A 25,530-nucleotide genomic window follows, 5' to 3' on the forward strand; every position below is an offset into this window, starting at 1 on the left:
GCGCGGCTATTTCCCCAACCGTCAATTCCAGGAGGTCATTCATGAATTTGACGATCAGCGGTCATCACCTCGACGTCACACCTGCTTTGCGCAACTACGTTACGAGCAAGCTGGACCGGATCACCCGGCATTTCGACCAGGTGGTCGATGTGAAGGTGATCCTCACGGTGGAAAAGCAGAAGGAAAAGGAACGCCGGCAACGGGCCGAATGCAATATCCACGTCAAGGGCAACGACATGTTCGCGGAATCGAGCCACGCTGATCTCTATGCCGCCGTCGACGAACTGGTCGACAAGCTCGACCGCCAGGTCGTGCGCCACAAGGACCGCCTGCAGGATCACCACCACGCCGCCCCCAAGCGCGTGATGTAGTTCCGCTGTTCGGGCAAATACTCTTGCGGGCCGCCATCAGGCGGCCCTTTGCTTTTTTCAGGGTGGGTGCATAATCGCCCCCGCCCCAACATGAACCGACTCGCGTCCATCCTGCCGCCCGCTCAAGTGCTCGTGAGCGTCGACGCCACTAGCAAGAAGCGTGCTTTCGAAGAAGCAGGGCTTTTGTTCGAGAACCTGCACGGTCTCGGGCGTGCCCTGATCACCGACAGCCTGTTTGCGCGCGAGCGCCTGGGCTCAACCGGTCTCGGCCACGGCGTGGCGATCCCCCACGGCCGCATCAAGGGCCTCAAGTCGCCGATGGCCGCTGTGTTCCAGCTCGCCAACGCGATCGGCTTCGACGCCCCGGACGAACAACCGGTCGTGCTGCTGATCTTCCTTCTGGTGCCGGAAGCCGCGACCCAGAAACATCTGGAAATACTCTCGGAAATCGCCGAGCTGCTGAGCGATGCCAATCTGCGCGAGCAGATCAAGTCCAGCACCGATGCGGCGGCACTGCACGCCCTGATCGCCGGATGGCAGTCCGCACAGGTGGCTTGAACCTCTTCGGCGCCGGACGGGTTCGGACATGAAGCCGACCGTCATCAGCGCCGATGCGATGTTCGAGGAGTTCCGCGGCTCGCTGCGCTGGGAGTGGCTGGCCGGGCTCGGCGCCTCCGAACGGCAGTTCGACCCCGACGTCATCAGCCGCGCCCAGTCGGCCGCCGACCTGGTCGGCTACCTCAACTACATCCACCCGTACCGGGTCCAGATCCTCGGCGCCCGCGAAGTCGCCTACCTGACCCGCGGCACGCTCCAGGACACCGCCCGGCGGATCGCGCGCATCGTCACGCTGGAGCCGCCGATGCTGGTGCTGGCCGACGGCCAGCCGGCCCCCGACGAGCTGCTGTCGATCTGCGAGCGCGCCCAGCTGCCGCTGTTCGCGACCCGCGAGTCGTCGGCCTTCGTGATCGACCTGCTGCGGGCCTACCTGTCGAAGCATTTCGCCGAGCGCACCTCGATGCACGGCGTCTTCATGGACATCCTGGGCCTGGGCGTGATGATCACGGGCGAATCGGGGCTCGGCAAGAGCGAACTCGGCCTGGAGCTGATCTCGCGCGGCAACGGGCTGGTGGCCGACGACGCGGTCGACCTCTATCGCATCAACCAGACCACGCTGGAGGGCCGCTGCCCCGAACTGCTGCAGAACCTGCTGGAGGTGCGCGGCATCGGCCTGCTGGACATCCGGGCGATCTTCGGCGAGACCGCCGTGCGCCGGAAGATGCGCCTCAAGCTGATCGTGCACCTGGTGCGGCGCGACAGCTTCGAGCGCGACTACGAGCGCATGCCCTCGGCGCCGCTGACCCAGGACGTGCTGGGCATCCCGGTGCGCAAGGTGATCATCCAGGTGGTGGCCGGGCGCAACATCGCGGTGCTGGTCGAGGCCGCGGTGCGCAATTCGATCCTGCAGCTGCGCGGCATCGATACCTATGCCGATTTCGTCGCCCGCCACCACAAGGCGATGGAAAGCGCACGCGACGACGATTGACCCGTCCGGGGGCGAACGAGAGTCAGCGCTTGCTTACGCAATCGGCGCAGAGGCCGTAGAGCGACATGGCGTGGTCCTGCAGGATCCAGCCCTTGTCCTTGGCGATCATTTGCTGGCGCCGCTCGATCTCGGCGTCGTAGAACTCCTCGACCTTGCCGCAGCCGGTGCACACCAGGTGGTCGTGGTGCTTGCCTTCGTTGAGCTCGTAGACCGCCTTGCCGCTCTCGAAGTGGCTGCGCTCCAGGATGCCGGCCTGCTCGAACTGCGTCAGCACGCGGTAGACCGTGGCCAGGCCGATGTCGGAGTGGTCGTTGAGCAGCACGCGGAAGACGTCTTCCGCGGTCATGTGGCGCTGGTTGCCGTTCTGGAAGATCTCGAGGATCTTCAGGCGTGGCAGGGTGGCCTTGAGGCCGGTGTTCTTGAGTTCGTCGATGTTGCCCATGGGTCGTTCCTCCGCCGGCCAGGCGGGCGAGGCCCGCCGGGGGCCAGCCGCTACAATGATTCGATCATATCGCCCAACCCTTTTCCCATGCCCGCCATTTCCCAACGCCGCCCATGGCTGCTCCTCGGCGCCGTCGCCGCGAGCCTGTGCCTGGGCGCCTGCAGCAGTGTCGGCGACAGCGCGCGCGGTGCACTCACGGCCGTCACGCCCTACAAGGTCGAGGTGGTCCAAGGCAATTTCGTGTCCAAGGAGCAGGTCGCGGCCCTCAAGCCCGGCATGTCGCGCCAGCAGGTGCGCGAAGTCCTCGGCACCTCGCTGCTGACCGATGTCTTCCATTCCAACCGCTGGGACTACGTATTCACGATCCGGCGCCAGGGCGTCGAGGCCCAGCAGCGCCGCCTGACGCTGTATTTCAACGGCGAACTGCTCGAGCGCTTCGAGGGCGACCCGATGCCGAGCGAAGAGGAATTCGTCGCCCAGCTCGACACCCGCAAGCGCCGTGGCTCGGTGCCGCCGCTCGAGGCGACCGACGACCAGCTCAAGAAGTTCGATCCGCCCAAGGAAAAACCGGCGGAAGGCCAGCCGGCACCCGCCGCGCCGCAGCCGCCATTGCCGGCGGTCTACCCGCCGCTCGAACCGACGCGCTGAGCGCGCACCCTGGCCGGGACCACCGGCCTGCCTGCTCCTTTCCGTTCTTCCGCATTTCCAGAGGCTGAAACGCGTGACCGACTCCTCCGCTTCCAATTCCCCACTCCGGCGCGTGGCGATCGCCGGCGCTTCCGGCCGCATGGGCCACATGCTGATCGAGGCCGTGCGCCAGACGCCCGATTGCCGCCTGGCCGGTGCGCTGGATGTCGCCGGCGGCCCGGCGATCGGCACCGACGCCACGGCCTTCCTCGGTGCCGCGAGCGGCGTGCCGATCGTCTCCGACCTGCGCGCCGGCCTCGCCGATGCACAGGTGCTGATCGATTTCACGCGGCCCGAGGGCACGCTCGCGCACCTGGCGGTGTGCCGCGAACTCGGGGTGCAGATGGTGATCGGCACCACCGGCTTCAGCGACGCCCAGAAGGCCGAGATCGCCGATGCCGCCCAGGACATCGCGATCATGATGGCGCCCAACATGAGCGTCGGCGTCAATGTCACGCTGAAGCTGCTCGAGATGGCGGCCAAGGCGCTCGCCACCGGCTACGACATCGAGATCATCGAGGCCCACCACCGCCACAAGGTCGATGCGCCCTCGGGCACCGCGCTCAAGATGGGCGAGGTGATCGCCCAGGCGCTGGGCCGCGACCTCAAGGACTGCGCGGTCTACGCGCGCGAGGGCATCACCGGCGAGCGCGATCCCTCGAGCATCGGCTTCTCGGCGATCCGCGGCGGCGACATCGTCGGCGATCACACCGTGCTGTTCGCCGGCACCGGCGAGCGCATCGAGATCAGCCACAAGTCGTCCAGCCGCGCGACCTACGCCCAGGGCAGCCTGCGTGCCGTGCGCTTCCTGGCCGGCCAGAAGGCGGGCCTGTTCGACATGTTCGACGTCCTCGGCCTGCGCTGAGGACCGAGCCGGCATGAGCCCGCGCCCGGCCGTTCCGAAGGGGGCTCGCACCGCAGTGCGAAGCACGGAGGTCATTCCATGAGCATCCTCGAGTTGCTCCGCCATGGCGACGGGGTCAGCCGCGCGGTGGCGGCGCTGCTGCTCGCGATGTCGGTGGCGAGCTGGGTCGTGATCCTCTGGAAGGCCTGGCTGCTGCGCGGGGGAACGCGCGACGTGCTGCGCAGCATTGCGGCCTTCTGGCAGTCGGCTTCGCTGCAGGACGCCGAGGCGCGCCTGCAAGCCTTCGACCGGGCATTGATGGTGCTGCCGGCGGTGCGCGCTCTGAACCGGCTGGCGCTGCCGGCCGAGAGCGCGACGCTCGGCGGCAAGGTCGACCGCACCCAGCGCCTGACACGGATCCTTCGCGACGCCCTGCACGCGGCCCTGCGCCGACTGCAGGCCGGTCAGATCGTGCTGGCCACGGTCGGCGCCACGGCGCCCTTCGTGGGGCTGCTCGGCACCGTCTGGGGCATCTATGGCGCGCTGGTGGCCATTGCCGCCGAGACCGGCGGCTTCACCATCGACAAGGTGGCGGGGCCGGTCGGCGAGGCGCTCATCATGACCGCCTTCGGCCTGGCGGTCGCGATCCCGGCGGTGCTGGCGTACAACGTCTTCGGCCGGGTGGTCGGCCGCATCGAGGCCGAGCTCGAGGGCTTTGCCCACGACCTGCTCGGCATGTTCGGCGAGCCTGCATCGCGGGAGGCCCCCCTGCCGCCGGCGCGGCCGATGCCGGCCTAGGCGCCAGGAGCCCGCACATGGCCTTCGGTCGCACCTCGCTCGGCAGCGCCGCCAGCGGCGGCCGCTCGACCGGCGCCGGCGGCCAGCGGCCGCTGTCGGACATCAACGTCACGCCGCTGGTCGACGTGATGCTGGTGCTGCTGGTGATCTTCATCATCACCGCGCCGCTGATGGCCAGCTCGATCAAGCTCGACCTGCCGCGCACCGACGCCGGCCAGGCCAACGACACGCCCAGGTTCGTCACGCTGGTGGTCGATGCGGCGGGCAAGGTGTACCTGAACGACCAGGCGGTCAGCACCGACGAACTCGCCGCCGGCCTGGCCAAGGCCGCGGCCGGCAGCCGCGACACCGAGGTGCAGCTGCGGGCCGACCAGAGCGTTCCCTACGGCCGCGTGGTCGAGCTGATGGGCATCGCCAACAAGGCCGGCTTGAGCCGCATCGGCTTCGTCACCGAGGCGCCGCCGAAGAAGCCGTAGCGGCCTCCGAGGCCGGCCCCAGCGCCACCGGCCTGGTCTTCCAGATCTCGTGCGCGTACTGCGCGATGGTGCGGTCCGACGAGAACTCGCCCATGCCCGCCACGTTGAGGATCGCCATCCGGGTCCAGGCATCGGCGTCGCGGTACAGCGCATCGACCCGGGCCTGGGCCGCGATGTAGCTCGCGTAGTCGGCCAGCAGCAGGTAGTGGTCGCCCCAGCTCACCAGGGCGTCGAAGATCTGCTGGTAGCGTGCCGGCTCGGCGGGCGAGAACAGGCCGTCGCGGATGCTGTCCAGCGTGCGCTGCAGTTCCGGGTCGGCTTCGTAGATGCCGCGCGGGTGGTAGCCGGTGGCGCGGATCTGGGCCACCTCCGGCGTGGTGTTGCCGAAGATGAAGAAGTTCTCGGCGCCGACGTTGTCGCGCATCTCGACGTTGGCGCCGTCCAGCGTGCCGATGGTCAGCGCGCCGTTGAGCGCGAACTTCATGTTGCCGGTGCCGGACGCCTCGGTGCCGGCGGTCGAGATCTGCTCCGACAGGTCGGCCGCGGGCATGATGATCTCGGCCAGGCTTACGCTGTAGTTCGGCAGGAACACCACCTTCAGCAGCTTGCCGACCCGCTCGTCCTCGTTGATCACCTTGGCCACGTCGTTGATCAGCCGGATCACCAGCTTGGCCATCTGGTAGGCCGAGGCCGCCTTGCCGGCGAACACGATCATGCGCGGCACATGGCCGGCCGTCGGATCGGCAAGGATGCGGTGGTAGCGCGTGACCACGTGCAGCACGTTGAGCAGCTGCCGCTTGTACTCGTGCATGCGCTTGACCTGGACGTCGAACAGCGCGTCGGTGTCGATGTCGATGCGCAGGTGCTCGTCGACCCAGTTGGCCAGCCGCAGCTTGTTCTCGCGCTTGGCATGGCGAAAGGCCCGCACGAAGGCCGGCTGTTGCGCCATCGGCCGCAGCGCCTGCAATTGCGTCAGGTCGCGCCGCCAGCCGCGGCCGATGCGGGCATCGAGCAGCGCGGCCAGCGGCGGATTGGCCTGCGCCAGCCAGCGCCGCGGCGTGACGCCGTTGGTCTTGTTGTTGAAGCGCTCGGGAAACAGGGTGTTGAAGTCGGCGAAGATCGACTGTTTCATGAGCTCCGAGTGCAGCCCCGAGACGCCGTTGATCGAGTGGCTCGCGAGCACCGCCACGTAGGCCATGCGCACCCGCCGCTCGCCCGATTCGTCGATCAGCGAGAGCCGCCGCAGCAGCTCGACATCGTGCCCGTGGGCCTGGGTGACTTCGGCCAGGAAGCGCGAATTCATGTCGAACAGGATCTGCAGGTGGCGCGGCAGGATGCGGCCGAACATCTCGACCGGCCAGGTCTCGAGCGCCTCGTGCATCAGCGTGTGGTTGGTGTAGCTGAACACCTTCTGCGTGTGGGCCCAGGCGGTGTCCCAGGGCAGGTTGTGCTCGTCGATCAGGAGGCGCATCAGCTCGGGCACCGCCAGCACCGGATGGGTGTCGTTGAGATGGATGCTGACCTGGTCGGGCAGGTCGTCGAAGGTGGTGTGGTTGCGCAGGTAGCGGCGCAGCAGGTCCTGCACGCTGGCGCTGACGAAGAAGTATTCCTGGTGCAGCCGCAGCTCGCGGCCGGAGGGCGTGGAGTCGTCGGGATAGAGCACGCGCGAGACGTTCTCGGAGTGGTTCTTGCTCTCCACGGCCTCCATGTAGTTGCCGCGGTTGAAGGCCGACAGGTCGATCTCCTCGGTGGCCTTGGCCGACCACAGGCGCAGCGTGTTGGTGGCCTGGGTGCCGTAGCCCGGGATGATGGTGTCGTAGGCCATCGCCAGCACGTCGTGGGTGTCGACCCAGTTGGCCGCGCCATAGGGCGCGTGGATGCCCTCGCGCCGCTGCACGTGGCCGCCGAAGCGCACGCGGAAGGTGACTTCGGGCCGCTGGAACTCCCAGGGGTTGCCGCGCGTGAGCCAGTAGTCGGGCTGCTCGACCTGCTGGCCATCGACGATGCGCTGGCGGAACATGCCGTATTCGTAGCGGATGCCGTAGCCCATGCCCGGCACGCCGAGCGTGGCCATCGAGTCGAGGAAGCAGGCCGCCAGCCGGCCGAGGCCGCCGTTGCCCAGGGCGGCGTCGGGTTCGCGCTCGGACAGCGCCTGGATGTCGACCCCGAAGTCGGCCAGCGCCTGCTTCACGGTGCCCTGCAGCTCGAGCGCCAGCAGCGCGTTGGTGAAGGTGCGCCCGATCAGGAACTCCATCGACATGTAGTAGACGCGCTTGAGCTTCTGCGCGTACTGCGCCCGCGTGGTGCCCATCCAGCGCTCGACCAGCTGGTCGCGCACCGCCAGCGCGGTGGCGTGCAGCCAGTCGTCGGGGCTGGCGGCGAACGGGTCCTTGCCGACCGCATAGATGAGCTTGTTGGCGACCGCGCGCTTGAAGGCTGCGACGTCTCGGTCGGGGTGGTCGTATTTGAAGTCTTCGATGTTCATGGTGATTCGCGTGGGAGGGCTTCGGCATAGACGCCGAGGTATTCGGCGGCGGCGCTGCCCCAGTCGGCGGGGCGGCGCATGGCGCTGGCGCGCACGGCGCGCCAGTCGGCCGGGCGCTGGAAGAGGGCGAACGCGCGGCGCACCGCGCGTGCGTAGCCTTCGTTGCCGAAGGTGTCGAACGAGAAGCCGGTGGCCAGGCCGCCGGCCATGTCCTCGAGCGTGGCGTCGACCACCGTGTCGGCCAGGCCGCCGATCCGGTGCACCAGCGGCAGGCTGCCGTACTTCAGCCCGTACATCTGGGTCAGGCCGCAGGGCTCGAACAGCGAGGGCACCAGCGTGACGTCGCCGGCGCCGAACAGCCGGTGGGCGGTCGCTTCGCTGTAGCCCAGCGTGACGCTGACCGACTGCGGCGCGTGGGCCGCGCGTTGCTTGAACGCCGCCTCGAGCCAGGCGTCGCCGCTGCCCAGCAGGGCCAGCTGGCCGCCTTGTGCGAGCAGCCCGTCGAGGCCTTCGAGCACCAGGTGCAGGCCCTTCTGCTCGGTCAGCCGGCTGACCAGCACGAACAGCGGGGCATGGGTCTGGGGCGCGAGGCCGAGCTCTTCCTGGAGCGCCGCCTTGTTGCGCACCTTGCCGGTCATCCGGCGCAGGTCGTAGCGGTGCGGAATCAGCGCGTCGGTGGCCGGGTTCCAGACCTGGTCGTCGACCGCGTTGAGGATGCCGGTCAGCACCTCGGCCCGGCTGCGCAGCAGGCCGTCGAGGCCGCAGCCTTGCTCGGGCGTCTGGATCTCGCGCGCGTAGGTCGGGCTGACGGTCGTGAGGCGGTCGGCGAAGCACAGGCCGCCCTTCATGAACGACAGCTGCCCGTGATATTCAAGGCCGTCGATCGAGAAGGCCGCGGGCGGCAGGCCGAGCTCGGCGAAATGCGAAGCGGCGAACAGGCCCTGGTAGGCCAGGTTGTGGACCGTGAAGACGCTGCCGGCGCGCGGCCGGCGCCCGCGCGGCGCGAAGGCCATGTAGGCCGGCGCCAGGGCGGCGTGCCAGTCGTGCGCATGCACGATGTCGGGCTGCCAGCCGGGGTCGAGCCCCTGGGCCAGCTGTGCCGCGGCCCAGCCGAGCAGCGCGAAACGCCGGTGGTTGTCGGCATAGGGCTGGCGGCGCGGGTCCTCATAGGGATTGCCGGGGCGGTCGTAGAGCGCCGGCGCATCGATGACGTAGGCCGGCGTGTCGGGCGCGCCGGTGGTGGCGATCCGGCCGAGCAGCAGCCGTGCCCGTTCGCCCCAGGGCGCGGTCAGCTCGGCCACCGGCGCCGCATCGGCGACGCCGGCGAGGATGGCCGGGAAGCCCGGAAGCAGCACCCGCGCCTCCTGGCCGGCCGCCATCAGCGCCAGCGGCAGGGCGCCGGCGATGTCGGCCAGCCCTCCGGTCTTGAGCAGGGGAAACAGTTCGGCGCTGACCTGGAGGATCCTCATCGTCGTCAGGAGGCCAGTCGCTTGAGCATCTCGCGCGTCACCAGCACCACCCCGCCCTCGGTGCGCTCGAAGCGTGCGGCGTCGGCGACCGGGTCCTCGCCGATCACCATCTCGTCGGGGATCACGCAGGCGCGGTCGATCACGACCTTGTTGAGCCGGCAGGCGCGGCCGACCTCGACGTCGGGAAGCAGCACGGCTTCGTTGATGTCGCAGAACGAATGGATGCGCACGCCCGAGAACAGCACCGAGCTGCTGACCTTGGAGCCCGAGACGATGCAGCCGCCCGAGACGATGGTGTTGACCGTCATGCCGTGCTTGCCGTCGCGATCGAGCACGAACTTGGCCGGCGGCAGCTGCCGCTGGTAGGTCCAGATGGGCCAGTCGGTGTCATAGATGTCGAGCTCCGGGGTGATCGAGGCCAGGTCGAGGTTGGCTGCCCAGAATGCATCAATCGTGCCCACGTCACGCCAGTAGGCGGCCGCGTCGGGGCCGCGGCTGGCCCGGGTCACGCAGGACATGCCGAAAGGATGGGCCAGCGCCCGCCCTTCGGCGACCGCGCGCGGGATGATGTCCTTGCCGAAGTCGTGGTCCGAGACGGGGTTGGCGCTGTCCTCCTCGAGCAGTTGGTAGAGGTATTCGGAATCGAAGACGTAGATGCCCATGCTGGCCAGCGCCATGTCGGGCTTGCCCGGCATGGCCGGCGGGTCGGCGGGCTTCTCGAGGAAGGCCGTGATGTTGCGGTTCTCGTCGACATCCATCACGCCGAACGCCGTGGCCTCCATGCGCGGCACCTCGATGCAGCCGACCGTGCAGCCGCGGCCGCTGGCGACGTGGTCGGTCAGCATGATCGAGTAGTCCATCTTGTAGACATGGTCGCCGGCCAGCACCACGACGTAGTCATGCGGCGTCGAGCGGGTCTGGATGATGTCGAGGTTCTGGTAGACGGCGTCGGCCGTGCCGCGGTACCAGTGCTCGTCGCCGACCCGCTGCTGGGCCGGCAGCACGTCGACCATCTCGTTGAGCTCGGCGCGCAGGAAGCTCCAGCCGCGCTGCAGGTGGCGCATCAGCGAGTGCGACTTGTACTGCGTCACCACGGCCATCCGCCGGATGCCCGAGTTGAGGCAGTTCGACAGCGCGAAATCGATGATGCGGAACTTGCCGCCGAAATAGACCGCCGGCTTGGCCCGCCGGTCGGTGAGCTGCTTGAGCCGGGAGCCCCGGCCGCCGGCCAGCACCAGGGCGATGGTGCGGCGAACGAGTTGGTGGGCCTGCAGGGTGGGTTGCGCGATGTTTTCCATCAGATGTCTCCGTTGGTTTTCTCGGGTGATTCCAGCCTAGCACCGTGGTGCCGGCGCCTTCATGTTTTTGCGACCCAGAGGCTGCCCGGCGCCAGGGTCTGGGTCGCATCGAGGGGCTGGGCCGCGGCCTCGTCGTCGGCCGCGTCGCTGGCCAGCCGGCAGGTCCAGCGCCCCGGCGGCAGGGTGAATGCGACCGGGGCGGTGCCGGCATTCAGCATCACCATCCAGCGCTCGGCGGGCGACGGCGCCTCGAACAGGATGGCCATTGCACGGCGCTCGCCGGCCTGCCAGTCTTCATTGCGCATCGCGTCGCCCTCCGGGGCCAGCCAGCGCAGCGCGGTGGTGCCGGGCGCGGGCTCGGCCGGCCACCACAGCGTGCTGCGCAGGGGAGCGGCTTCGCGGCGCAGCGCCAGCAGGCGGGCGACGAAGGCTGTCATGGCGCCGTCGGCACGGTCCCAGTCGAGCCAGGTGATGTCGTTGTCCTGGCAGTAGGCGTTGTTGTTGCCGCGCTGGGTATGGCCGATTTCGTCGCCGGCCAGCAGCATCGGCGTCCCCTGCGACAGCAGAAGCACGGCCATCAGCACCCGTTGCAGGCGCCGCCGCTCGGCGCGCACGGCGGGGTCGTCGGTCTCGCCCTCGACGCCGCAATTGCGGCTCAGGTTGTGGCCGCTGCCGTCGCGGTTGCCCTCGCCGTTGGCCAGGTTGTGACGCTCGTTGTAGCTCAGCAGGTCGCGCAGCGTGAAGCCGTCGTGCGCGGTGATGAAGTTGACGCTGGCCGTGGGCGCGCGGGCGTTGCGCCTGAAGTCGTCGCTCGAGGCCGCGAAGCGATGGGCGAATTCGCCGAGGCCCTCGCTGCCCTGCAGCCAGAAGCCGCGCTGCACATCGCGGAAGCGGTCGTTCCATTCGAGCCAGCCGGCCGGGAACTCGCCGAGCCGGTAGCCGCCTGGGCCGATGTCCCAGGGTTCGGCGATCAGCAGGGTGCGCGCCAGCACGGGGTCCTGCGCGATGGCCGCGAGCAAGGGCGCGCGAGGATCGAAGTCGCCGTCGGCGCGGCGCGCGAGCACCGGTGCGAGGTCGAAGCGGAAGCCGTCGACGCCGAGCTCGCAGACCCAGTAGCGCAGGCTGTCCATCACCAGCGCGAGCACCCTGGGCTCGGCCAGGTTGAGGCAGTTGCCGCAGCCGGTCCAGTTCTGGTAGAGCGCCCGGTCGTCGGGGCGCAGGTGGTAGTAGAGCGCGTTGTCGATGCCGCGCAGGCTCAGCGTCGGCCCGAGCTCGTCGGTCTCGGCGCTGTGGTTGTAGACCACGTCGATCACCAGTTCCATGCCGCGTGCATGGACGGCATCGGCCAGGGCCCGGAACTCGCTCGCCGGCGTGGTGCCGGCGCGGCCGCTCCAGTAGCGGACCTCGGGCACGAACCAGCCGATCGTGCTGTAGCCCCAGTAGTTGCTGAGGCCCAGGGCGAGCAGGCGCGACTCGTCGGCGCGCTGCTGGACCGGCATCAGGCTCAGCGTGGTGACGCCAAGGCGCTGCAGGTGGTCGAGCACCACCGGCTCGGCGAGGCCGGCGTAGCTGCCGCGCAGGGCCTCGGGGACGCCCGGGTGGCGGCGGGTCTGGCCGCGCACATGGACCTCGTACAGCACCCGTTCGCCGGCCGGGATGCGGCTGCGCCCCGGCGGCGCCGCGGGCAGCGGGGTCGTGACGCGGGCCTTGAGCGCGATGGCCGCGTTGTCGCGCGCATCGCGCTGCAGCGGCTGCGCGGGGTCGTGGCCGAGGAACAGGTCTTCGCCGCCGTAGCTGCCGACGATCTCGCGCGCGTAGGGGTCGAGCAGCAGCTTGGCGGGGTTGAAGCGCAGCCCCTCGGCGGGCGACCAGGGGCCATGGACGCGCCAGCCGTAGACCAGGCCGGGCCGGGCGCCCGGCAGGCGGGTGTGCCAGACGCCGTCGGTCCGGGCCTGCAGCCTCAGGCGCTGCTGCTCGTGGGCGCCGGTGCCGTCGAACAGGCACAGCTCCACGGCCGTGGCGTTGGGTGCGGCGAGCGCGAAATTGACGCCTTCTGGGCTCGCCGTGGCGCCGAGCGGCAGGGGCGTGCCGTCGTTCATGCGCGCTGCCCCGGCCTCACGCCAGCACCCACATCACGGTTCCGAGCGGCGGCACCGACATCACCATCGAGCGCGCCCGGCCATGCCAGGGCACGGGCTCGCTGGCAACCGGCCCGTTGCCGACGCCGCTGCCGCCGTAGACGTGGTTGTCGGTGTTGATGAGTTCGCGGTAGGTGCCGTCCGCCGGCATCCCGAGCCGGTAGCCCATCCGAGGCACCGGCGTGAAGTTGCACACCGCCACCACGAAGCGGCCGTCGCGTGCCCGCCGCACGAAGGAGAACACCGAGTGGTCGGCGTCGTCGTGGCAGATCCACTCGAAGCCTTCGCCCTCGCAGTCGAGCTCGTGCAGCGCCGGGAAGTGCCGGTAGACGTTGTTGAGGTCGCGCACCAGCCGGCGGATTCCCTGGTGCGCCGGCTGGTCGAGCAGGTGCCAGTCGAGGCTGCGGTCGGCGTTCCATTCGGCGAACTGGGCGAATTCGCCACCCATGAACAGCAGCTTCTTGCCCGGGTAGGCCCACAGGTAGCCGTACAGGTTGCGCAGGCCGGCGAACTTCTGCCAGTTGTCGCCCGGCATGCGCCCGATCATCGAGCCCTTGCCGTGCACCACCTCGTCGTGCGACAGCGGCAGCACGAAGTTCTCGCTGAAGGCGTACATCAGGCCGAAGGTGATCCGCTGGTGATGGTGCTTGCGGTAGATCGGGTTGATCCCGGCATAGGCCAGGGTGTCGTTCATCCAGCCCATGTTCCATTTGTAGTGGAAGCCGAGGCCGCCGTTCTCGGGCGGTCGCGTCACACCCGGGAAACTGGTCGATTCCTCGGCCAGGGTCATGGCGCCCGGCCGCTCGACGCCGACCACGCGGTTCATGCGGCGCAGGAACTCGATCGCCTCGAGGTTCTCGCGGCCGCCGAGCGCGTTCGGCACCCATTCGCCGGCCTTGCGGCTGTAGTCGCGGTAGAGCATCGAGGCCACCGCGTCGACCCGCAGGCCGTCGACGCCATAGCGCTCGAGCCAGTACAGCGCGTTGCCGACCAGGTAGTTGCGCACCTCGACCCGCGCATAGTTGAAGATCAGCGTCTGCCAGTCGTTGTGGAAGCCCTCGCGCGGGTCGGCGTACTCGTAGAGCGCGGTGCCGTCGAAGTTGGCGAGCCCGTGGACGTCGGTCGGGAAATGGGCCGGCACCCAGTCGAGGATCACGCCCAGGCCCGCTGCATGGGCGGCTTCGACGAAGTGGCGGAAGTCGCCCGGCGTGCCGAAGCGCGAGGTCGGCGCATAGAGGCCGATCGGCTGGTAGCCCCAGGAACCGTCGAACGGGTGCTCGCTGACCGGCAGCAGCTCGATGTGCGTGAAGCCCATGTCGCGGGCATAGGGCACCAGGGTGTCGGCCAGTTCGCGGTAGTCGAGCCATTCGTGGCCGTTCTTGCGCCGCCAGGAGCCCAGGTGCACTTCGTAGATGCTGATCGCGGCGTCGCGCGCGTTGGCTTCGGCGCGTCCGGCCGGCAGGGCCACGGGGGCCGGCAGCGGCTGCACCACGCAGGCGGTGTCGGGCCGCAGGCGGGCCGAGAAGCCGAAGGGGTCGGCCTTGCGCAGCACCTGGCCCTGGGCCGAGAGCAGCTCGAATTCGTAGGCGTCGCCAGGTGCCACGTGCGGCGCGAAGATCTCCCAGACCCCGCACTCGCGCCGCAGGCGCATCATGTGCCGCCGGCCGTCCCACTGGTTGAAGTCGCCGACCACCGAGACCCGGCGCGCATTCGGCGCCCAGACCGCGAAGGCGACGCCGCGCACGCCGTCGATCTCGCGCAGGTGGGCGCCGAGCTGCTCGTAGGGCCGCAGGTGGGTGCCCTCGGCCAGCAGCCAGACGTCGGTCTCGCCGAGCACCGGCGGGAATCGATACGGGTCTTCGAGCGCCGATCTGTGCGCGCCCCAGTCGACCTCGAAGCGATAGCCGAGCCGGGCCTCCGAGGCCGGCACCAGGGCGGCGAAGAGGTCGCTGTCGCCCTGGCGGTCGAGTTGGGCCAGCGGCCAACCCGAGCCCGAGTGCAGCACGGCCACGGACTGCGCGCCCGGCAGCAAGGCGCGAACCCACAAGCCCTCGTCCGTCTCGTGCGGACCGAGCACGGCGAACGGGTCGCCATGTTCGGCGCGCATCAGTGCGCGGACTTCGGCTTCAGGCAGCATGCGGGGGTTCTCCCATGAAAACGCCATAGGGCGGCAGCGTCAGCATGCGGCCGTCGAGCCCGGCGCCGCCGAACGGCGATCCGGACAGCGGCACCAACGGCGCGTCCAGTTGCAGCGTCGCCGGTGCGTCGGACAGATTGAACACCGCCTGCAGCGCCTTGTCACCTTCGCGCCGCTCGAACCACAGCAAGGGTTCGGGCGCATCGAAGAAGCGCATGCCGCCGGTCCGCAGCAGCGGCTGGGTGCGGCGCCAGTGCAGCAGGGCGCGGCTGTAGTGCAGCATCGAGCGCGGATCGCCGGCCTGCTGGTCGATCGCCAGTGCCAGGTGGGCTTCCGATACCGGCAGCCAGGGCAGCCCGTCGGTGAAGCCCCCGTGCGGCTGGTCGGCCCGCCAGGGCATCGGGGTGCGGCAGCCGTCGCGGCCCTTGAATTCGGGCCAGAAGGCGCGGCCGTACGGGTCCTGCAGCAGCTCGAAAGGCACTTCGGCCTCGGGCAGGCCGAGTTCCTCGCCCTGGTAGACGCTGGCGCTGCCGCGCAGGGACAGCAGCAGCGCCAGCCAGAGCCGGTCGCGCCGGGTGTCGGCCGAGCCGGCGGCGTTCCAGCGGCTGGCGACCCGGGGCACGTCGTGGTTCGACACCGCCCAGCAGCCCCAGCCGTCGGTCCTGGCCAGGGCGCTGTCGAGCGCCTCGACCTGGGTCCGCAGGTGGCGCGCGCTGTGTTCGCTGGTCAGCAGGCTGAAGCTGTAGGCCAGGTGCAGCCGCTTGTCGCGTTCGGTGTAGCGCGCCATCACGGGCGGCGCGTCCTCGTCGCCGACCTCGCCCAGCGCGACCGCGCCGTAGCCGTCGAGCAGCCGGCGCAGCTTTTCGAGGAACAGCAGGTTCTCGGGCTGGCTCTTGTCGTGCAGGTGCTGCTGCATCGCATAGGGGTTGTCGGCCCGCACCGTGCTCACCTCCCCACCGCTGGCCGGCGGGTTGTCGCGCAATTGCGCATCGTGGAACTGGTGGTTGCAGGCATCGAAGCGGAAGCCGTCGACGCCGCGCTCGCACCAGAACTTCACCTCGCCCAGCAGCGCCTCCTGGACGGCGGGGCAATGGAAATTGAGGTCTGGCTGCTCGGCCAGGAAACTGTGCAGGTAGTACTGGCGCCGCCGCGAGTCCCATTGCCAGGCCGAGCCGCCGAAGACCGAGAGCCAGTTGTTGGGCGGCGTGCCGTCGGGTTGGGGGTCGGCCCAGACGTACCAGTCGGCCTGCGGGTTGTCGCGGCTGGCCCGGCTGGCGGCGAACCAGGCGTGCTGGTCGGAGGTGTGCGACAGCACCTGGTCGATGATGATCCTGAGGCCCAGCCCGTGGGCCCGGGCCAGCAGGGCGTCGAAATCGGCCAGGGTGCCGAAGATCGGGTCGACCGCCCGGTAGTCCGAGACGTCGTAGCCGAAATCCTTCATCGGGGAGCGGAAGAACGGAGAAATCCAGATCGCGTCCACCCCAAGCCCCGCCACGTGGCCCAAAGTGCCCGTGATACCCGGCAGATCGCCGATGCCGTCGCCGTTGCTGTCCATGAAGCTGCGCGGGTAAATCTGGTAGATCACCGCGCCCCGCCACCAGTCCTTCGCCATGCATGCCCCCAGGAATCCGAATTCATTGTGGCATGCGAAAAGCATGCCGCTCGCCCCCAGGCAGACGGTGGACGGGCTACATGAAGTGAGCCCAACCTGGGGGCGAGTATCAGAACCCCGCGATAATCCTTTTCCCCGGCCGCCTGGCGCCGGGCTGTTGTCGAGTGCCCATGAACCCCAGCTACAAACCCGCCGATGTCGAGTCGGCCGCCCAGGCCCACTGGACCGCCGCCGATGCCTACCGCGTGACCGAAGACACGCGCAAGAAGAAGTACTACGCCTGCTCGATGCTGCCCTACCCCAGCGGCAAGCTGCACATGGGCCACGTGCGCAACTACACGATCAACGACATGCTCACGCGCTACCTGCGCATGAGCGGCTACAACGTCCTGATGCCCATGGGCTGGGACGCCTTCGGCCTGCCGGCCGAGAACGCAGCGCTCAAAAACGGCGTTCCACCGGCGAAATGGACCTACGAGAATATCGGCTACATGAAGGGCCAGCTCCAGGCCATGGGCCTGGCGATCGACTGGAGCCGCGAGATCGCCACCTGCGATCCGAGCTACTACAAGTGGAACCAGTGGCTGTTCCTGAAGATGCTCGAGAAGGGCATCGCCTACCGCAAGACCCAGGTGGTCAACTGGGACCCGGTCGACCAGACCGTGCTGGCCAACGAGCAGGTGATCGACGGCAAGGGCTGGCGCACCGGCGCCACGGTCGAGCGGCGCGAGATCCCTGGCTACTACCTGAAGATCAGCGACTACGCCGAGGAACTGCTCGAGCACACCCAGCACCGGCTGCCGGGCTGGCCCGAGCGCGTCAAGCTGATGCAGGAGAACTGGATCGGCAAGAGCGAAGGCGTGCGCTTCGCGTTCACGCACAAGATCAAGGACGACCAGGGCCACCTGATCCAGGACGGCCGCATGTACGTCTTCACCACCCGTGCCGACACCATCATGGGCGTGACCTTCTGCGCCGTGGCGCCCGAGCATCCGCTGGCTGTCCATGCCGCGAAGACCAACCCCAAGGTGGCCGCCTTCATCGCCGAGGCCAAGGGCGGCGGCACCACCGAGGCCGAGCTGGCGACGCAGGAAAAGAAGGGCGTGCCCACCGGCCTCACCGTGACCCACCCGATCACCGAGGAGCAGGTCCCGGTCTGGGTCGGCAACTACGTGCTGATGAGCTATGGCGACGGCGCCGTGATGGGGGTGCCGGCGCATGACGAGCGCGACTTCGCCTTCGCCAACAAGTACGGCATCGAGATCATCCAGGTCGTGCTGGTCGACGACGAGCCGCACTTCGACTACCACCGCTGGCAGGACTGGTACGCCGACAAGCAGCGCGGCGTGACCATCAATTCCGACAACTTCAGCGGCATGCACCATGCCGAGGCGGTCAAGGCGGTGGCCCATGCCCTCGGCCAGAAGGGCTTGGGCGAGATGCAGACCACCTGGCGCCTGCGCGACTGGGGCGTGAGCCGGCAGCGCTACTGGGGCACGCCGATCCCGATCATCCACTGCGAAGAGCACGGCGCGGTGCCGGTGCCCGAGAAGGACCTGCCGGTGGTGCTGCCGACCGACTGCGTGCCCGACGGCCACGGCAACCCGCTGATCAAGCACGAAGGCTTCCATGCCGGCGTCGTGTGCCCGGTCTGCGGCAAGCCCGCGCGCCGCGAGACCGACACCATGGACACCTTCGTCGACAGCTCGTGGTACTTCATGCGCTACTGCGATCCGACGAACGACGAAGCCATGGTGGCCGACGGCGCCAAGTACTGGATGCCGATGGACCAGTACATCGGCGGCATCGAGCACGCGATCCTGCACCTGCTCTACGCCCGCTTCTGGACCAAGGTCATGCGCGACCTCGGCCTGGTGAAGGTCGACGAGCCCTTCAGCAAGCTGCTGACGCAGGGCATGGTGCTCAACCACATCTTCTACAACCGGGGCGAGAAGGGCGGCAAGAACTACTTCCCGCCCTCTGATGTCACGCCGGAACTCGACGCGCAGGGGCGCATCGTCGGCGGTACGCTGGCCGACGGCACGAAGCTCGAATACGGCGGCGTCGGCAAGATGGGCAAGACCGAGCGCAACGGCGTCGACCCGCAGGACCTGATCGAGAAGTACGGGGCCGACACGGCCCGGCTCTACACCATGTTCACCGCGCCGCCCGAGGCCACGCTCGAATGGAACGACGCAGCGGTCGAAGGCAGCTACCGCTTCCTGCGCCGGGTCTGGAACTTCGGCGTCGCGCAGCATGGCGCCGGCGCCGCGGCGGCACCGGCGGGCCAGCCCGTGTTCGGCAAGGAGGCCAAGGTGCTGCGCCACGAGATCCACACCGTGCTGCGCCAGATCGACTACGACTACCAGCGCATGCAATACAACACGGTGGTGTCGGGGGCGATGAAGCTGCTCAACGCGCTGGAAGGCTTCAAGCCGGCCGCGGACGACGCCGGCAACCGCGCCGCGGTGCGCGAAGGCTTCGGCATCCTGCTGCGCTGCCTGTACCCGGCGACACCGCACATCGCGCACGCGCTCTGGCATCAGCTCGGCTACGACAAGGACCAGGGCGGCCTGCTCGACGCGCCCTGGCCGGTGGTCGACGCCAGCGCGCTGGCGCGCGACGAGATCGAACTGATGCTGCAGATCAACGGCAAGCTGCGCGGCTCGCTGCGCGTGCCGGCCGCGGCGACCAAGCCGGAGATCGAGAAGATCGCACTCGCCTGCGAGGATTTCATCCAGCACGCCGCGGGCGCGGCTGCCAAGCGCGTCATCGTGGTGCCGGGCCGGCTGGTGAACGTGGTCCTATGAGCGGCCCGTCGCTGCCGCGTCGCGGCTTTCTGGCCGCGGCGGCTTCTGTCGCGCTCGCGGGCTGCGGCTTCGAGTTGCGCAAGGCGCCGGAGTTCGCGTTCAAGAGCATCGCGGTGATGGGGACCTCCGCGTTCTCGAACTACCTGCGGCGGCAGCTGCGGGCCGCCGGCACCCTGGAGGTGTTGCCGGCCGACCAGTCCGACAAGGCCGAGGCGGTGCTGGAGATCCTGGGCGAGAGTCGCAACAACATCGTGCTCTCGACCACGCCCGACGGCCAGGTGCGCGAGCTGCAGCTGATCCTGACGCTGCGCTTCAGGGTGCGGGGCCAGGGCGGCAAGGAATTGCTCGGGCCGACCGAGATCCAGCAGTCGCGCGACATCACCTACAACGAGACGGCGGCGCTGGCCAAGGAAGGCGAGGCCGAACTGCTGTATCGCGACATGCAGAACGACATCGCCCAGCAAGTGCTGCGCCGGCTGGCCGCGATCAAGACCTCCTGATCCGCCGTGCAACTCGCGACTGCCCAGCTCTCGTCCCACCTCGCGAAGCGGGTGGCGCCGCTCTACGTCATCCACGGCGACGAGCCGCTGCTGGCGCAGGAGGCCGCCGATGCGATTCGCGCCGCCGCGCGCACCCAGGGCTACACCGAGCGCAGCGCCTACACCGTCGCCGGTGCCCATTTCGACTGGGGCGCGGTGCTGGCGGCGGGCGGTTCGCTGAGCCTCTTCGCGGACAAGCAGATCGTCGAGATCCGGATCCCGTCGGGCAAGCCCGGCAAGGACGGCAGCGCCGCGCTGCAGCAGATCGCCGAGGCCGCAGCCGGCAATGACAGCACCCTGACGCTGGTGCTGCTGCCCCGGCTCGACAAGGCGACCCGCAGCGGCGCCTGGTTCGCCGCGCTCGAGAACCATGGCGTCAGCCTGCAGGTCGACACCGTCGAGCGCGCCGCGCTGCCGCAGTGGATCGCCCAGCGGCTGGCGCTGCAGGGGCAGCGCGTCAAGGCCGGCGAGGAAGGCCAGCGCACCTTGCAGTTCTTCGCCGACCGGGTCGAGGGCAACCTGCTGGCCGCCCACCAGGAAATCCAGAAACTGGCGCTGCTGCACCCTGAAGGCGAACTCGGCTGGGAGCAGGTCGAGGCCGCGGTCAACAACGTCGCGCGCTACGACGTCTTCAAGCTGTCGGAAGCGGTGCTGGCCGGCAATCCGCAGCGCGTCGCGCGCATGCTCGACGGCCTGCAGGCCGAAGGCGAGGCCGAGGTGCTGGTGCACTACACGCTGGCCGAGGACATCCGGGCCCTGAAGCGGGTCAGGGACGCGATGGCGGCCGGCCGGCCGCTGCCGATGGCGCTGCGCGAGAACCGCATCTGGGGTCCGCGCGAGCGGGCCTTCGAGCGGGTGCTGCCGCGGCTCGACGACCGGGCGCTGGCGCGCATGCTGCGCGCCGCGCACGTGGTCGACGGCATCGTCAAGGGCCTCAAGCAGCCCGACTGGCCGGCCAATGGCTGGCAGGCGCTGCAGCGGCTGGCGCTGATGCTGTGCCGGGCCTGCGGGCCCGCGGCGTCGGCGCCCCGGGCCCGTTGACCGCGCGGGCGATGGGCGGATTGCGCACAGAAATGGTGCATAACTGTCCCTCGGCGCACGCCGCCTTTGGCCGTCGCGGCACAATCCGGGGATGAATACGTTGAATGTCTCCGAGTACGTCCAGACGCTCGGCTTGCAGGCCAAGCTCGCTTCGGCCCTGATGGCACGGGCGGATGCCGCCACCAAGAACAAGGCCCTGAAGGCGCTGGCGCGCCGCCTGCGCGCCGCGGCCGCCCCCTTGGCCGAAGCCAATGCCAAGGACCTGGCCCGGGCCGAAGGCGCCGGCCTGTCGGCGCCGATGGTCGATCGCCTCAAGCTGACGCCCAAGGCCATCGAGACCGTCGCCCAGGGCTGCGAGCAGCTGGCCGCGATGTCCGACGTGATCGGCGAGGTCATCGGCATGCGGCAGCAGCCCAGCGGCATCCGGGTCGGCCAGATGCGGGTGCCGATCGGGGTTTTCGGCATGATCTACGAGAGCCGGCCCAACGTGACCATCGAGGCGGCCAGCCTGGCGATCAAGAGCGGCAACGCGGCGATCCTGCGCGGCGGCTCGGAGGCGATCGAATCGAACAAGGCGCTGGCGCTGCTGGTGGCCGAGTCGCTCGAAGAGGCCGGCCTGCCGGTCGACGCCGTGCAGCTGGTGGGCACCACCGACCGCGAGGCCGTGGGGCAGCTGATCGCGATGCCGCAATTCGTCGACGTCATCATCCCGCGCGGCGGCAAGGGCCTGATCGAGCGCATCAGCCGCGACGCCCGGGTGCCGGTGATCAAGCACCTCGACGGCAACTGCCATGTCTATGTCGATCACACGGCCGAGCTCGACATGGCCCTGAAGATCGTCGACAACGCGAAGACCCAGAAGTACAGCCCCTGCAACGCCGCCGAAGGCCTGCTGGTGGCCTCCTCGATCGCCGAGACCTTCCTGCCCGAGATCGGCGCCATCTTCGCCGCCAAGGGCGTCGAGATGCGCTGCGACCCGGTGGCGGCGCAGATCCTGCGCGCCGAGGGCGGGCACCTGCCGGCCGACAAGGTGCTCGACGCGGTCGAATCGGACTGGTCCGAGGAATACCTGGCCGCGGTCATCAGCATCAAGGTGGTCGAGGGCGTGGACGAGGCCATCGCGCACATCAACCACTACTCGAGCCACCACACGGACGCGATCGTCACCCGCGACCACATGAACGCCCAGCGCTTCCTGCGCGAGGTCGATTCGGCCAGCGTGATGGTGAATGCGAGCACCCGTTTCGCCGACGGCTTCGAGTTCGGCCTGGGCGCCGAGATCGGCATCAGCACCGACAAGTTCCACGCCCGCGGGCCGGTCGGGATCGAGGGCCTGACCTCGCTGAAGTACGTGGTTCTGGGCCAGGGCGAAGTACGGACCTGACCCGGGTGCCCGGACACGAAGCGCCGGGCAACCAGGGGCGAGCTTGTCATCGGGGCGTCCGTCCCCAAATCTACAATCCCTGATTAGCCCAGGCATAAATCCAACAAGGCCGCCGCATGGTCCCCCATCTCGTCACCGCCCTGACCGGCCCCATCAACGAACTCGAGCAGCGCGTGCTCGACTCGACGCCCGCCATCGAGCGCTGGTTCCGGCTCGAATGGATGGAGCACACGCCGCCGTTCTACAGCTCGGTCGACATCCGCAACGCCGGCTTCAAGCTGGCGCCGGTCGACACCAACCTCTATCCGGGTGGCTGGAACAACCTCACGCCCGAGATGCTGCCGCTGGCGGTGCAGGCGGCGCAGGCGGCGATCGAGAAGATCTGCCCCGAGGCGCGCAACCTGCTGGTGATTCCCGAGAACCATTCGCGCAACACCTTCTACCTGGCCAACGTGGCCCAGCTGGTGCGGATCTTCCACATGGCCGGCCTGAACGTGCGGGTCGGATCGATCGATCCGGCGATCAAGTCGCCGAAGAAGATCGAGCTGCCCAACGGCGACACGGTCTGCCTGGAGCCGGTGGCGCGCAGCAAGCGGCGCCTGGGGCTCAAGCACTTCGACCCCTGCACCATCCTGCTCAACACCGACCTGTCGGCCGGCACGCCGGGCATCCTCGAGGATCTGCACGAGCAGTACCTGCTTCCGCCGCTCCACGCCGGCTGGTCGGTGCGGCGCAAGAGCAATCACTTCCACAGCTACGAAGAGGTTTCCAAGCGCTTCGGCAAGCTGCTGGGCATCGACCCGTGGCTGATCAATCCGATGTACGCCAAGGCGGCCGAGGTCAGCTTCGCGACCGGCCAGGGCATCGACGTCCTGACCAGCCATGTCGACGCCCTGCTCACCAAGGTGCGCCGCAAGTACAAGGAATACGGCATCAACGAGAAGCCATTCGTGGTGGTCAAGACCGACAACGGCAGCCCCGGCCTGGGCGTCATGACGGTGCGCGACGCCAAGGAGATCGAGGCCCTGGTCCGCCGGCCGCGGGCCAGCAAAGCCGGCGCCGCCAAGGAAGGGCAGGAGCCCTGCGACCTGATCGTCCAGGAGGGCGTGCTGACCAACGAACGGGTCCACAACGGCGTCGCCGAGCCGGTGGTCTACATGATGGACCGCTACGTGGTCGGCGGTTTCTACCGGGTGCACGCCGAGCGCGCGCCGGACGAGAACCTGAACCTGCCGGGCGCCAGCTTCGTGCCGCTGGCGTTCTCTGAAAGTGCGCACTTACCGCAGCCGGGCGCCAAGCCGGGCGCCAGCGCGCCCAACCGCTTCTACATGTACGGCGTGATCGGCCGGCTGGCCATGGTGGCCGCGAGCTACGAGCTGGAGGCGACCGATCCGGACGCCGAGGTCTATGAATGATTTGGCGATGCAACTTGCAGACCGTCGCCGCGGCGGCAAAATAGCCACCCCATAACAACGACGACGAGGGTGGGAGCCGATGCAGCGGCCGCAACGGGCCGCAACAGCGCCTCGTGGCGTGCTGCACGCCGCCGACCCTTTGCAGCCCTTCCGTGTCCGCCCCTAAATCCTCTTCCGCTGCGCTGATCCTCGCGGCCATCGGTGTCGTCTACGGCGACATCGGCACGAGCGTCCTGTATGCGGTCAAGGAGGTGTTCGGCCACGGCCACGTGCCTTTCACGATCGACAACGTCTACGGCATCCTGTCGATGTTCTTCTGGACGCTGACCGTGATCGTCTCGCTGAAGTACGTCGTGCTGGTGCTGCGGGCCGACAACGAAGGCGAGGGCGGCCTGGTCGCGATGCTGGCGCTGGCCTCCCAGGCGGTGGTCGACAAGCCCCGGCTGCGCCAGGTGCTGCTGGTGGTCGGCATCTTCGGCACCTCGCTGTTCTACGGCGACGGCGTGATCACGCCGGCGATCTCGGTGCTGTCCGCGGTCGAGGGCCTGGAGGTGGTGTCGCCGCAGTTCAGGCACTACGTGATCCCGATCACCCTGGTCGTGCTGTTCTGCCTGTTCGCGCTGCAGAAGCACGGCACGGCGGGCATCGGCCGCTTCTTCGGCCCGATCACGCTGGCCTGGTTCTTCGCCATCGCGGTGCTCGGCGTGACGCAGATCCTGACCCATCCGGAGATCCTCAAGGCGCTGAGCCCGTTCTACGCGCTGCGCTTCATGTGGGAGAACCCGGGCACCAGCTTCATCATCCTGGGAGCCACCGTGCTGTGCGTGACCGGTGCCGAGGCGCTCTACGCCGACCTCGGCCACTTCGGCAAGAAGCCGATCCGCATCGCCTGGTTCTCGGTCGTCATGCCGGCCCTGACGCTCAACTACTTCGGCCAGGGCGCGCTGCTGCTCGAGAACCCGCTGGCCGTGAAGAACCCGTTCTTCATGATGGCGCCCGAGTGGGCCCTGCTGCCGCTGGTGCTGCTGGCCACGGCCGCCACCGTGATCGCCTCGCAGGCCCTGATCACCGGCGCCTTCAGCGTCACGCGCCAGGTGATCCAGCTCGGCTTCCTGCCGCGCATGAACATCGAGCACACCAGCGTGCGCACCGCGGGCCAGATCTACATCCCGTTCGTCAACTGGGGCCTGTTCGTGGCGATCGTGCTGGCGGTCGTGATGTTCCGCTCGTCGAGCAACCTGGCGGCCGCCTACGGCATCGCGGTGACCACCGACATGCTGATCACCACGGTGCTGACCTTCTTCGTGATCCGCTATGCCTGGAAGTACCCGCTCATCCTGTGCATCGCGGCCACCGGCGCCTTCTTCGTGGTCGACTTCCTGTTCTTCGCCTCGAACCTGCTCAAGCTGTTCGACGGCGGCTGGTTCCCGCTGCTGATCGGCGGCTCGATCTTCATGCTGATGCTGACCTGGAAGGAAGGGCGCCGGCTGATGGGCGAGACCCAGCTGGCCGAGGCCATCGACCTGCGCGGCTTCCTCGATTCGGTCTTCGTGAGCCCGCCGGCGCGGGTCGACGGCACCGCGGTCTTCATGACGGCCGAGCCGGGCGTGGTGCCGAATGCGCTGCTGCACAACTTGAAGCACAACAAGGTGCTGCACGACCAGAACCTGTTCGTCACGGTGCGCAACCACGAGGTGCCCTGGATCCCGATGGACAAGCGCATCGAGATGGAAGCGCTGGGCCACCACTGCTGGCAGGTGGTGGTGCACTACGGCTTCAAGAACGAAATCGACCTGCCGCGCGCGCTCGAGAACGCGCGGCTGCGCGGCTGCCAGATCGAGCCGATGGCCACCAGCTACTTCCTGTCGCGCGACGTCGTGATTCCTACCCTCGGCAGCGGCATGGCGCCCTGGCGTGAAAAGCTGTTTGCGCAGATGCACCACAACGCCAGTGGTGCGGCGGATTTCCTCGGGCTGCCGAACAACGCGGTGGTGGAGCTTGGCTCCAAGATAGAAATCTAGGCCCCGGCACAATCCAG

20 protein-coding genes are annotated in these 25,530 nt (G+C 68.7%); 13 read left to right on the plus strand and 7 right to left on the minus strand.

Translation table 11 applies throughout. The annotated features are described in order from the left end of the window. The first annotated feature begins 41 nt into the window (after nt 1-41). From hpf to hprK, 3 genes are all read left to right on the plus strand, one after another. A complete protein-coding gene (gene hpf, locus AC1DF3_RS11985) occupies nt 42-371 on the plus strand; it encodes a ribosome hibernation-promoting factor, HPF/YfiA family (protein ID WP_093381418.1) in 330 nt (109 codons plus the stop codon). A 90-nt stretch (nt 372-461) separates the two neighbouring features. Beyond that, nucleotides 462-929, plus strand: a complete 468-nt coding sequence (locus AC1DF3_RS11990; protein WP_286372102.1) for a PTS sugar transporter subunit IIA — start codon at nt 462-464, stop codon at nt 927-929. Nucleotides 930-957: 28 nt separating this feature from the next. After that, nucleotides 958-1,917 carry an HPr(Ser) kinase/phosphatase gene (gene hprK / locus AC1DF3_RS11995; RefSeq protein ID WP_286510392.1) on the plus strand — a complete coding sequence of 320 codons (960 nt, stop codon included), beginning with the start codon at nt 958-960 and terminating at the stop codon, nt 1,915-1,917. Nucleotides 1,918-1,939: 22 nt separating this feature from the next. Here hprK and fur read toward each other — a convergent pair whose 3' ends face one another. Beyond that, nucleotides 1,940-2,359: a ferric iron uptake transcriptional regulator gene (fur, locus tag AC1DF3_RS12000; RefSeq protein ID WP_286533540.1), complete on the minus strand. Its 420-nt coding sequence runs from the start codon at nt 2,357-2,359 to the stop codon at nt 1,940-1,942. 87 nt (nt 2,360-2,446) lie between these two features. Here fur and AC1DF3_RS12005 point away from each other — a divergent pair, with 87 nt between their 5' ends. The 4 genes from AC1DF3_RS12005 (at nt 2,447) to AC1DF3_RS12020 (ending at nt 5,164) form a co-directional block, all read left to right on the plus strand. Continuing rightward, nucleotides 2,447-3,007, plus strand: a complete 561-nt coding sequence (locus AC1DF3_RS12005) for an outer membrane protein assembly factor BamE (RefSeq protein WP_286533541.1) — start codon at nt 2,447-2,449, stop codon at nt 3,005-3,007. A 73-nt stretch (nt 3,008-3,080) separates the two neighbouring features. Further along, nucleotides 3,081-3,911, plus strand: a complete 831-nt coding sequence (dapB, locus tag AC1DF3_RS12010) for a 4-hydroxy-tetrahydrodipicolinate reductase (protein ID WP_478139737.1) — start codon at nt 3,081-3,083, stop codon at nt 3,909-3,911. Nucleotides 3,912-3,989: 78 nt separating this feature from the next. Next, nucleotides 3,990-4,688 carry a MotA/TolQ/ExbB proton channel family protein gene (locus AC1DF3_RS12015; protein WP_478139738.1) on the plus strand — a complete coding sequence of 233 codons (699 nt, stop codon included), beginning with the start codon at nt 3,990-3,992 and terminating at the stop codon, nt 4,686-4,688. Nucleotides 4,689-4,705: 17 nt separating this feature from the next. Beyond that, complete coding sequence (locus tag AC1DF3_RS12020) at nt 4,706-5,164, plus strand: ExbD/TolR family protein (RefSeq protein ID WP_478139739.1); 459 nt, start codon at nt 4,706-4,708, stop codon at nt 5,162-5,164. Here the strand turns inward: AC1DF3_RS12020 and AC1DF3_RS12025 are convergent. Genes AC1DF3_RS12025 through AC1DF3_RS12050 form a run of 6 tightly spaced genes read right to left on the minus strand, consistent with a single transcriptional unit; the run spans nt 5,136 to nt 16,303 of the window. Next, complete coding sequence (locus AC1DF3_RS12025; RefSeq protein WP_478139740.1) at nt 5,136-7,649, minus strand: glycogen/starch/alpha-glucan phosphorylase; 2,514 nt, start codon at nt 7,647-7,649, stop codon at nt 5,136-5,138. The genes AC1DF3_RS12020 and AC1DF3_RS12025 overlap by 29 nt on opposite strands. After that, nucleotides 7,646-9,118 (minus strand): glycogen synthase GlgA, encoded by a 1,473-nt coding sequence (gene glgA / locus AC1DF3_RS12030; protein WP_286533545.1) that lies wholly within the window; start codon nt 9,116-9,118, stop codon nt 7,646-7,648. Before glgA ends, AC1DF3_RS12025 begins: the two co-directional genes overlap by 4 nt. Before the next feature lie 5 nt (nt 9,119-9,123). Next, entirely contained in the window at nt 9,124-10,416 is a 1,293-nt protein-coding gene (gene glgC / locus AC1DF3_RS12035; protein WP_286533546.1) for a glucose-1-phosphate adenylyltransferase, read from the minus strand. Nucleotides 10,417-10,475: 59 nt separating this feature from the next. Continuing rightward, nucleotides 10,476-12,515 (minus strand): glycogen debranching protein GlgX, encoded by a 2,040-nt coding sequence (gene glgX, locus AC1DF3_RS12040; RefSeq protein ID WP_478139741.1) that lies wholly within the window; start codon nt 12,513-12,515, stop codon nt 10,476-10,478. A 16-nt stretch (nt 12,516-12,531) separates the two neighbouring features. After that, a complete protein-coding gene (glgB, locus tag AC1DF3_RS12045; protein WP_286533549.1) occupies nt 12,532-14,691 on the minus strand; it encodes a 1,4-alpha-glucan branching protein GlgB in 2,160 nt (719 codons plus the stop codon). Further along, complete coding sequence (locus AC1DF3_RS12050) at nt 14,681-16,303, minus strand: alpha-glucosidase (protein WP_286533550.1); 1,623 nt, start codon at nt 16,301-16,303, stop codon at nt 14,681-14,683. The genes glgB and AC1DF3_RS12050 overlap by 11 nt, the downstream gene beginning before the upstream one ends. Nucleotides 16,304-16,473: 170 nt before the next feature. On the opposite strand from AC1DF3_RS12050, the gene leuS reads away from it, so the two are divergent. The 6 genes from leuS (at nt 16,474) to AC1DF3_RS12080 (ending at nt 25,513) form a co-directional block, all read left to right on the plus strand. Next, entirely contained in the window at nt 16,474-19,113 is a 2,640-nt protein-coding gene (leuS, locus tag AC1DF3_RS12055; protein WP_478139742.1) for a leucine--tRNA ligase, read from the plus strand. Next, nucleotides 19,110-19,613 (plus strand): LPS-assembly lipoprotein LptE, encoded by a 504-nt coding sequence (locus tag AC1DF3_RS12060; protein WP_478139743.1) that lies wholly within the window; start codon nt 19,110-19,112, stop codon nt 19,611-19,613. The genes leuS and AC1DF3_RS12060 overlap by 4 nt, the downstream gene beginning before the upstream one ends. Nucleotides 19,614-19,619: 6 nt before the next feature. Next, the gene (gene holA / locus AC1DF3_RS12065) at nt 19,620-20,693 is read left to right on the plus strand and encodes a DNA polymerase III subunit delta (protein WP_286533553.1); all 1,074 of its coding nucleotides are present in this window, start codon (nt 19,620-19,622) and stop codon (nt 20,691-20,693) included. Between the two features lie 91 nt (nt 20,694-20,784). Continuing rightward, nucleotides 20,785-22,077, plus strand: coding sequence for a glutamate-5-semialdehyde dehydrogenase (locus AC1DF3_RS12070; RefSeq protein ID WP_478139744.1), 1,293 nt, complete (start codon nt 20,785-20,787; stop codon nt 22,075-22,077). Nucleotides 22,078-22,193: 116 nt separating this feature from the next. Then, on the plus strand, nt 22,194-23,492 hold the full coding sequence (gene gshA / locus AC1DF3_RS12075; RefSeq protein ID WP_286533557.1) for a glutamate--cysteine ligase: 1,299 nt from the start codon (nt 22,194-22,196) through the stop codon (nt 23,490-23,492). Between the two features lie 152 nt (nt 23,493-23,644). Then, a complete protein-coding gene (locus tag AC1DF3_RS12080) occupies nt 23,645-25,513 on the plus strand; it encodes a potassium transporter Kup (protein WP_286533558.1) in 1,869 nt (622 codons plus the stop codon). Nucleotides 25,514-25,530 lie beyond the last annotated feature (17 nt).

The sequence above is a fragment of the Variovorax sp. 10N432 genome, from assembly GCF_056394465.1.

What these genes read in the sequence shown, in the direction of transcription:
- AC1DF3_RS12025 (WP_478139740.1), bottom strand. Translation starts at nt 7,649, where the DNA reads ATGAACATCGAAGACTTCAAATACGACCACCCCGACCGAGACGTCGCA.
- glgA (WP_286533545.1), bottom strand. Translation starts at nt 9,118, where the DNA reads ATGAGGATCCTCCAGGTCAGCGCCGAACTGTTTCCCCTGCTCAAGACC.
- hpf (WP_093381418.1), top strand. Translation starts at nt 42, where the DNA reads ATGAATTTGACGATCAGCGGTCATCACCTCGACGTCACACCTGCTTTG.
- AC1DF3_RS12005 (WP_286533541.1), top strand. Translation starts at nt 2,447, where the DNA reads ATGCCCGCCATTTCCCAACGCCGCCCATGGCTGCTCCTCGGCGCCGTC.
- AC1DF3_RS12020 (WP_478139739.1), top strand. Translation starts at nt 4,706, where the DNA reads ATGGCCTTCGGTCGCACCTCGCTCGGCAGCGCCGCCAGCGGCGGCCGC.
- AC1DF3_RS11990 (WP_286372102.1), top strand. Translation starts at nt 462, where the DNA reads ATGAACCGACTCGCGTCCATCCTGCCGCCCGCTCAAGTGCTCGTGAGC.
- glgC (WP_286533546.1), bottom strand. Translation starts at nt 10,416, where the DNA reads ATGGAAAACATCGCGCAACCCACCCTGCAGGCCCACCAACTCGTTCGC.
- AC1DF3_RS12070 (WP_478139744.1), top strand. Translation starts at nt 20,785, where the DNA reads ATGAATACGTTGAATGTCTCCGAGTACGTCCAGACGCTCGGCTTGCAG.
- AC1DF3_RS12050 (WP_286533550.1), bottom strand. Translation starts at nt 16,303, where the DNA reads ATGGCGAAGGACTGGTGGCGGGGCGCGGTGATCTACCAGATTTACCCG.
- glgX (WP_478139741.1), bottom strand. Translation starts at nt 12,515, where the DNA reads ATGAACGACGGCACGCCCCTGCCGCTCGGCGCCACGGCGAGCCCAGAA.
- hprK (WP_286510392.1), top strand. Translation starts at nt 958, where the DNA reads ATGAAGCCGACCGTCATCAGCGCCGATGCGATGTTCGAGGAGTTCCGC.
- glgB (WP_286533549.1), bottom strand. Translation starts at nt 14,691, where the DNA reads ATGCTGCCTGAAGCCGAAGTCCGCGCACTGATGCGCGCCGAACATGGC.
- gshA (WP_286533557.1), top strand. Translation starts at nt 22,194, where the DNA reads ATGGTCCCCCATCTCGTCACCGCCCTGACCGGCCCCATCAACGAACTC.
- AC1DF3_RS12015 (WP_478139738.1), top strand. Translation starts at nt 3,990, where the DNA reads ATGAGCATCCTCGAGTTGCTCCGCCATGGCGACGGGGTCAGCCGCGCG.
- AC1DF3_RS12060 (WP_478139743.1), top strand. Translation starts at nt 19,110, where the DNA reads ATGAGCGGCCCGTCGCTGCCGCGTCGCGGCTTTCTGGCCGCGGCGGCT.
- fur (WP_286533540.1), bottom strand. Translation starts at nt 2,359, where the DNA reads ATGGGCAACATCGACGAACTCAAGAACACCGGCCTCAAGGCCACCCTG.
- leuS (WP_478139742.1), top strand. Translation starts at nt 16,474, where the DNA reads ATGAACCCCAGCTACAAACCCGCCGATGTCGAGTCGGCCGCCCAGGCC.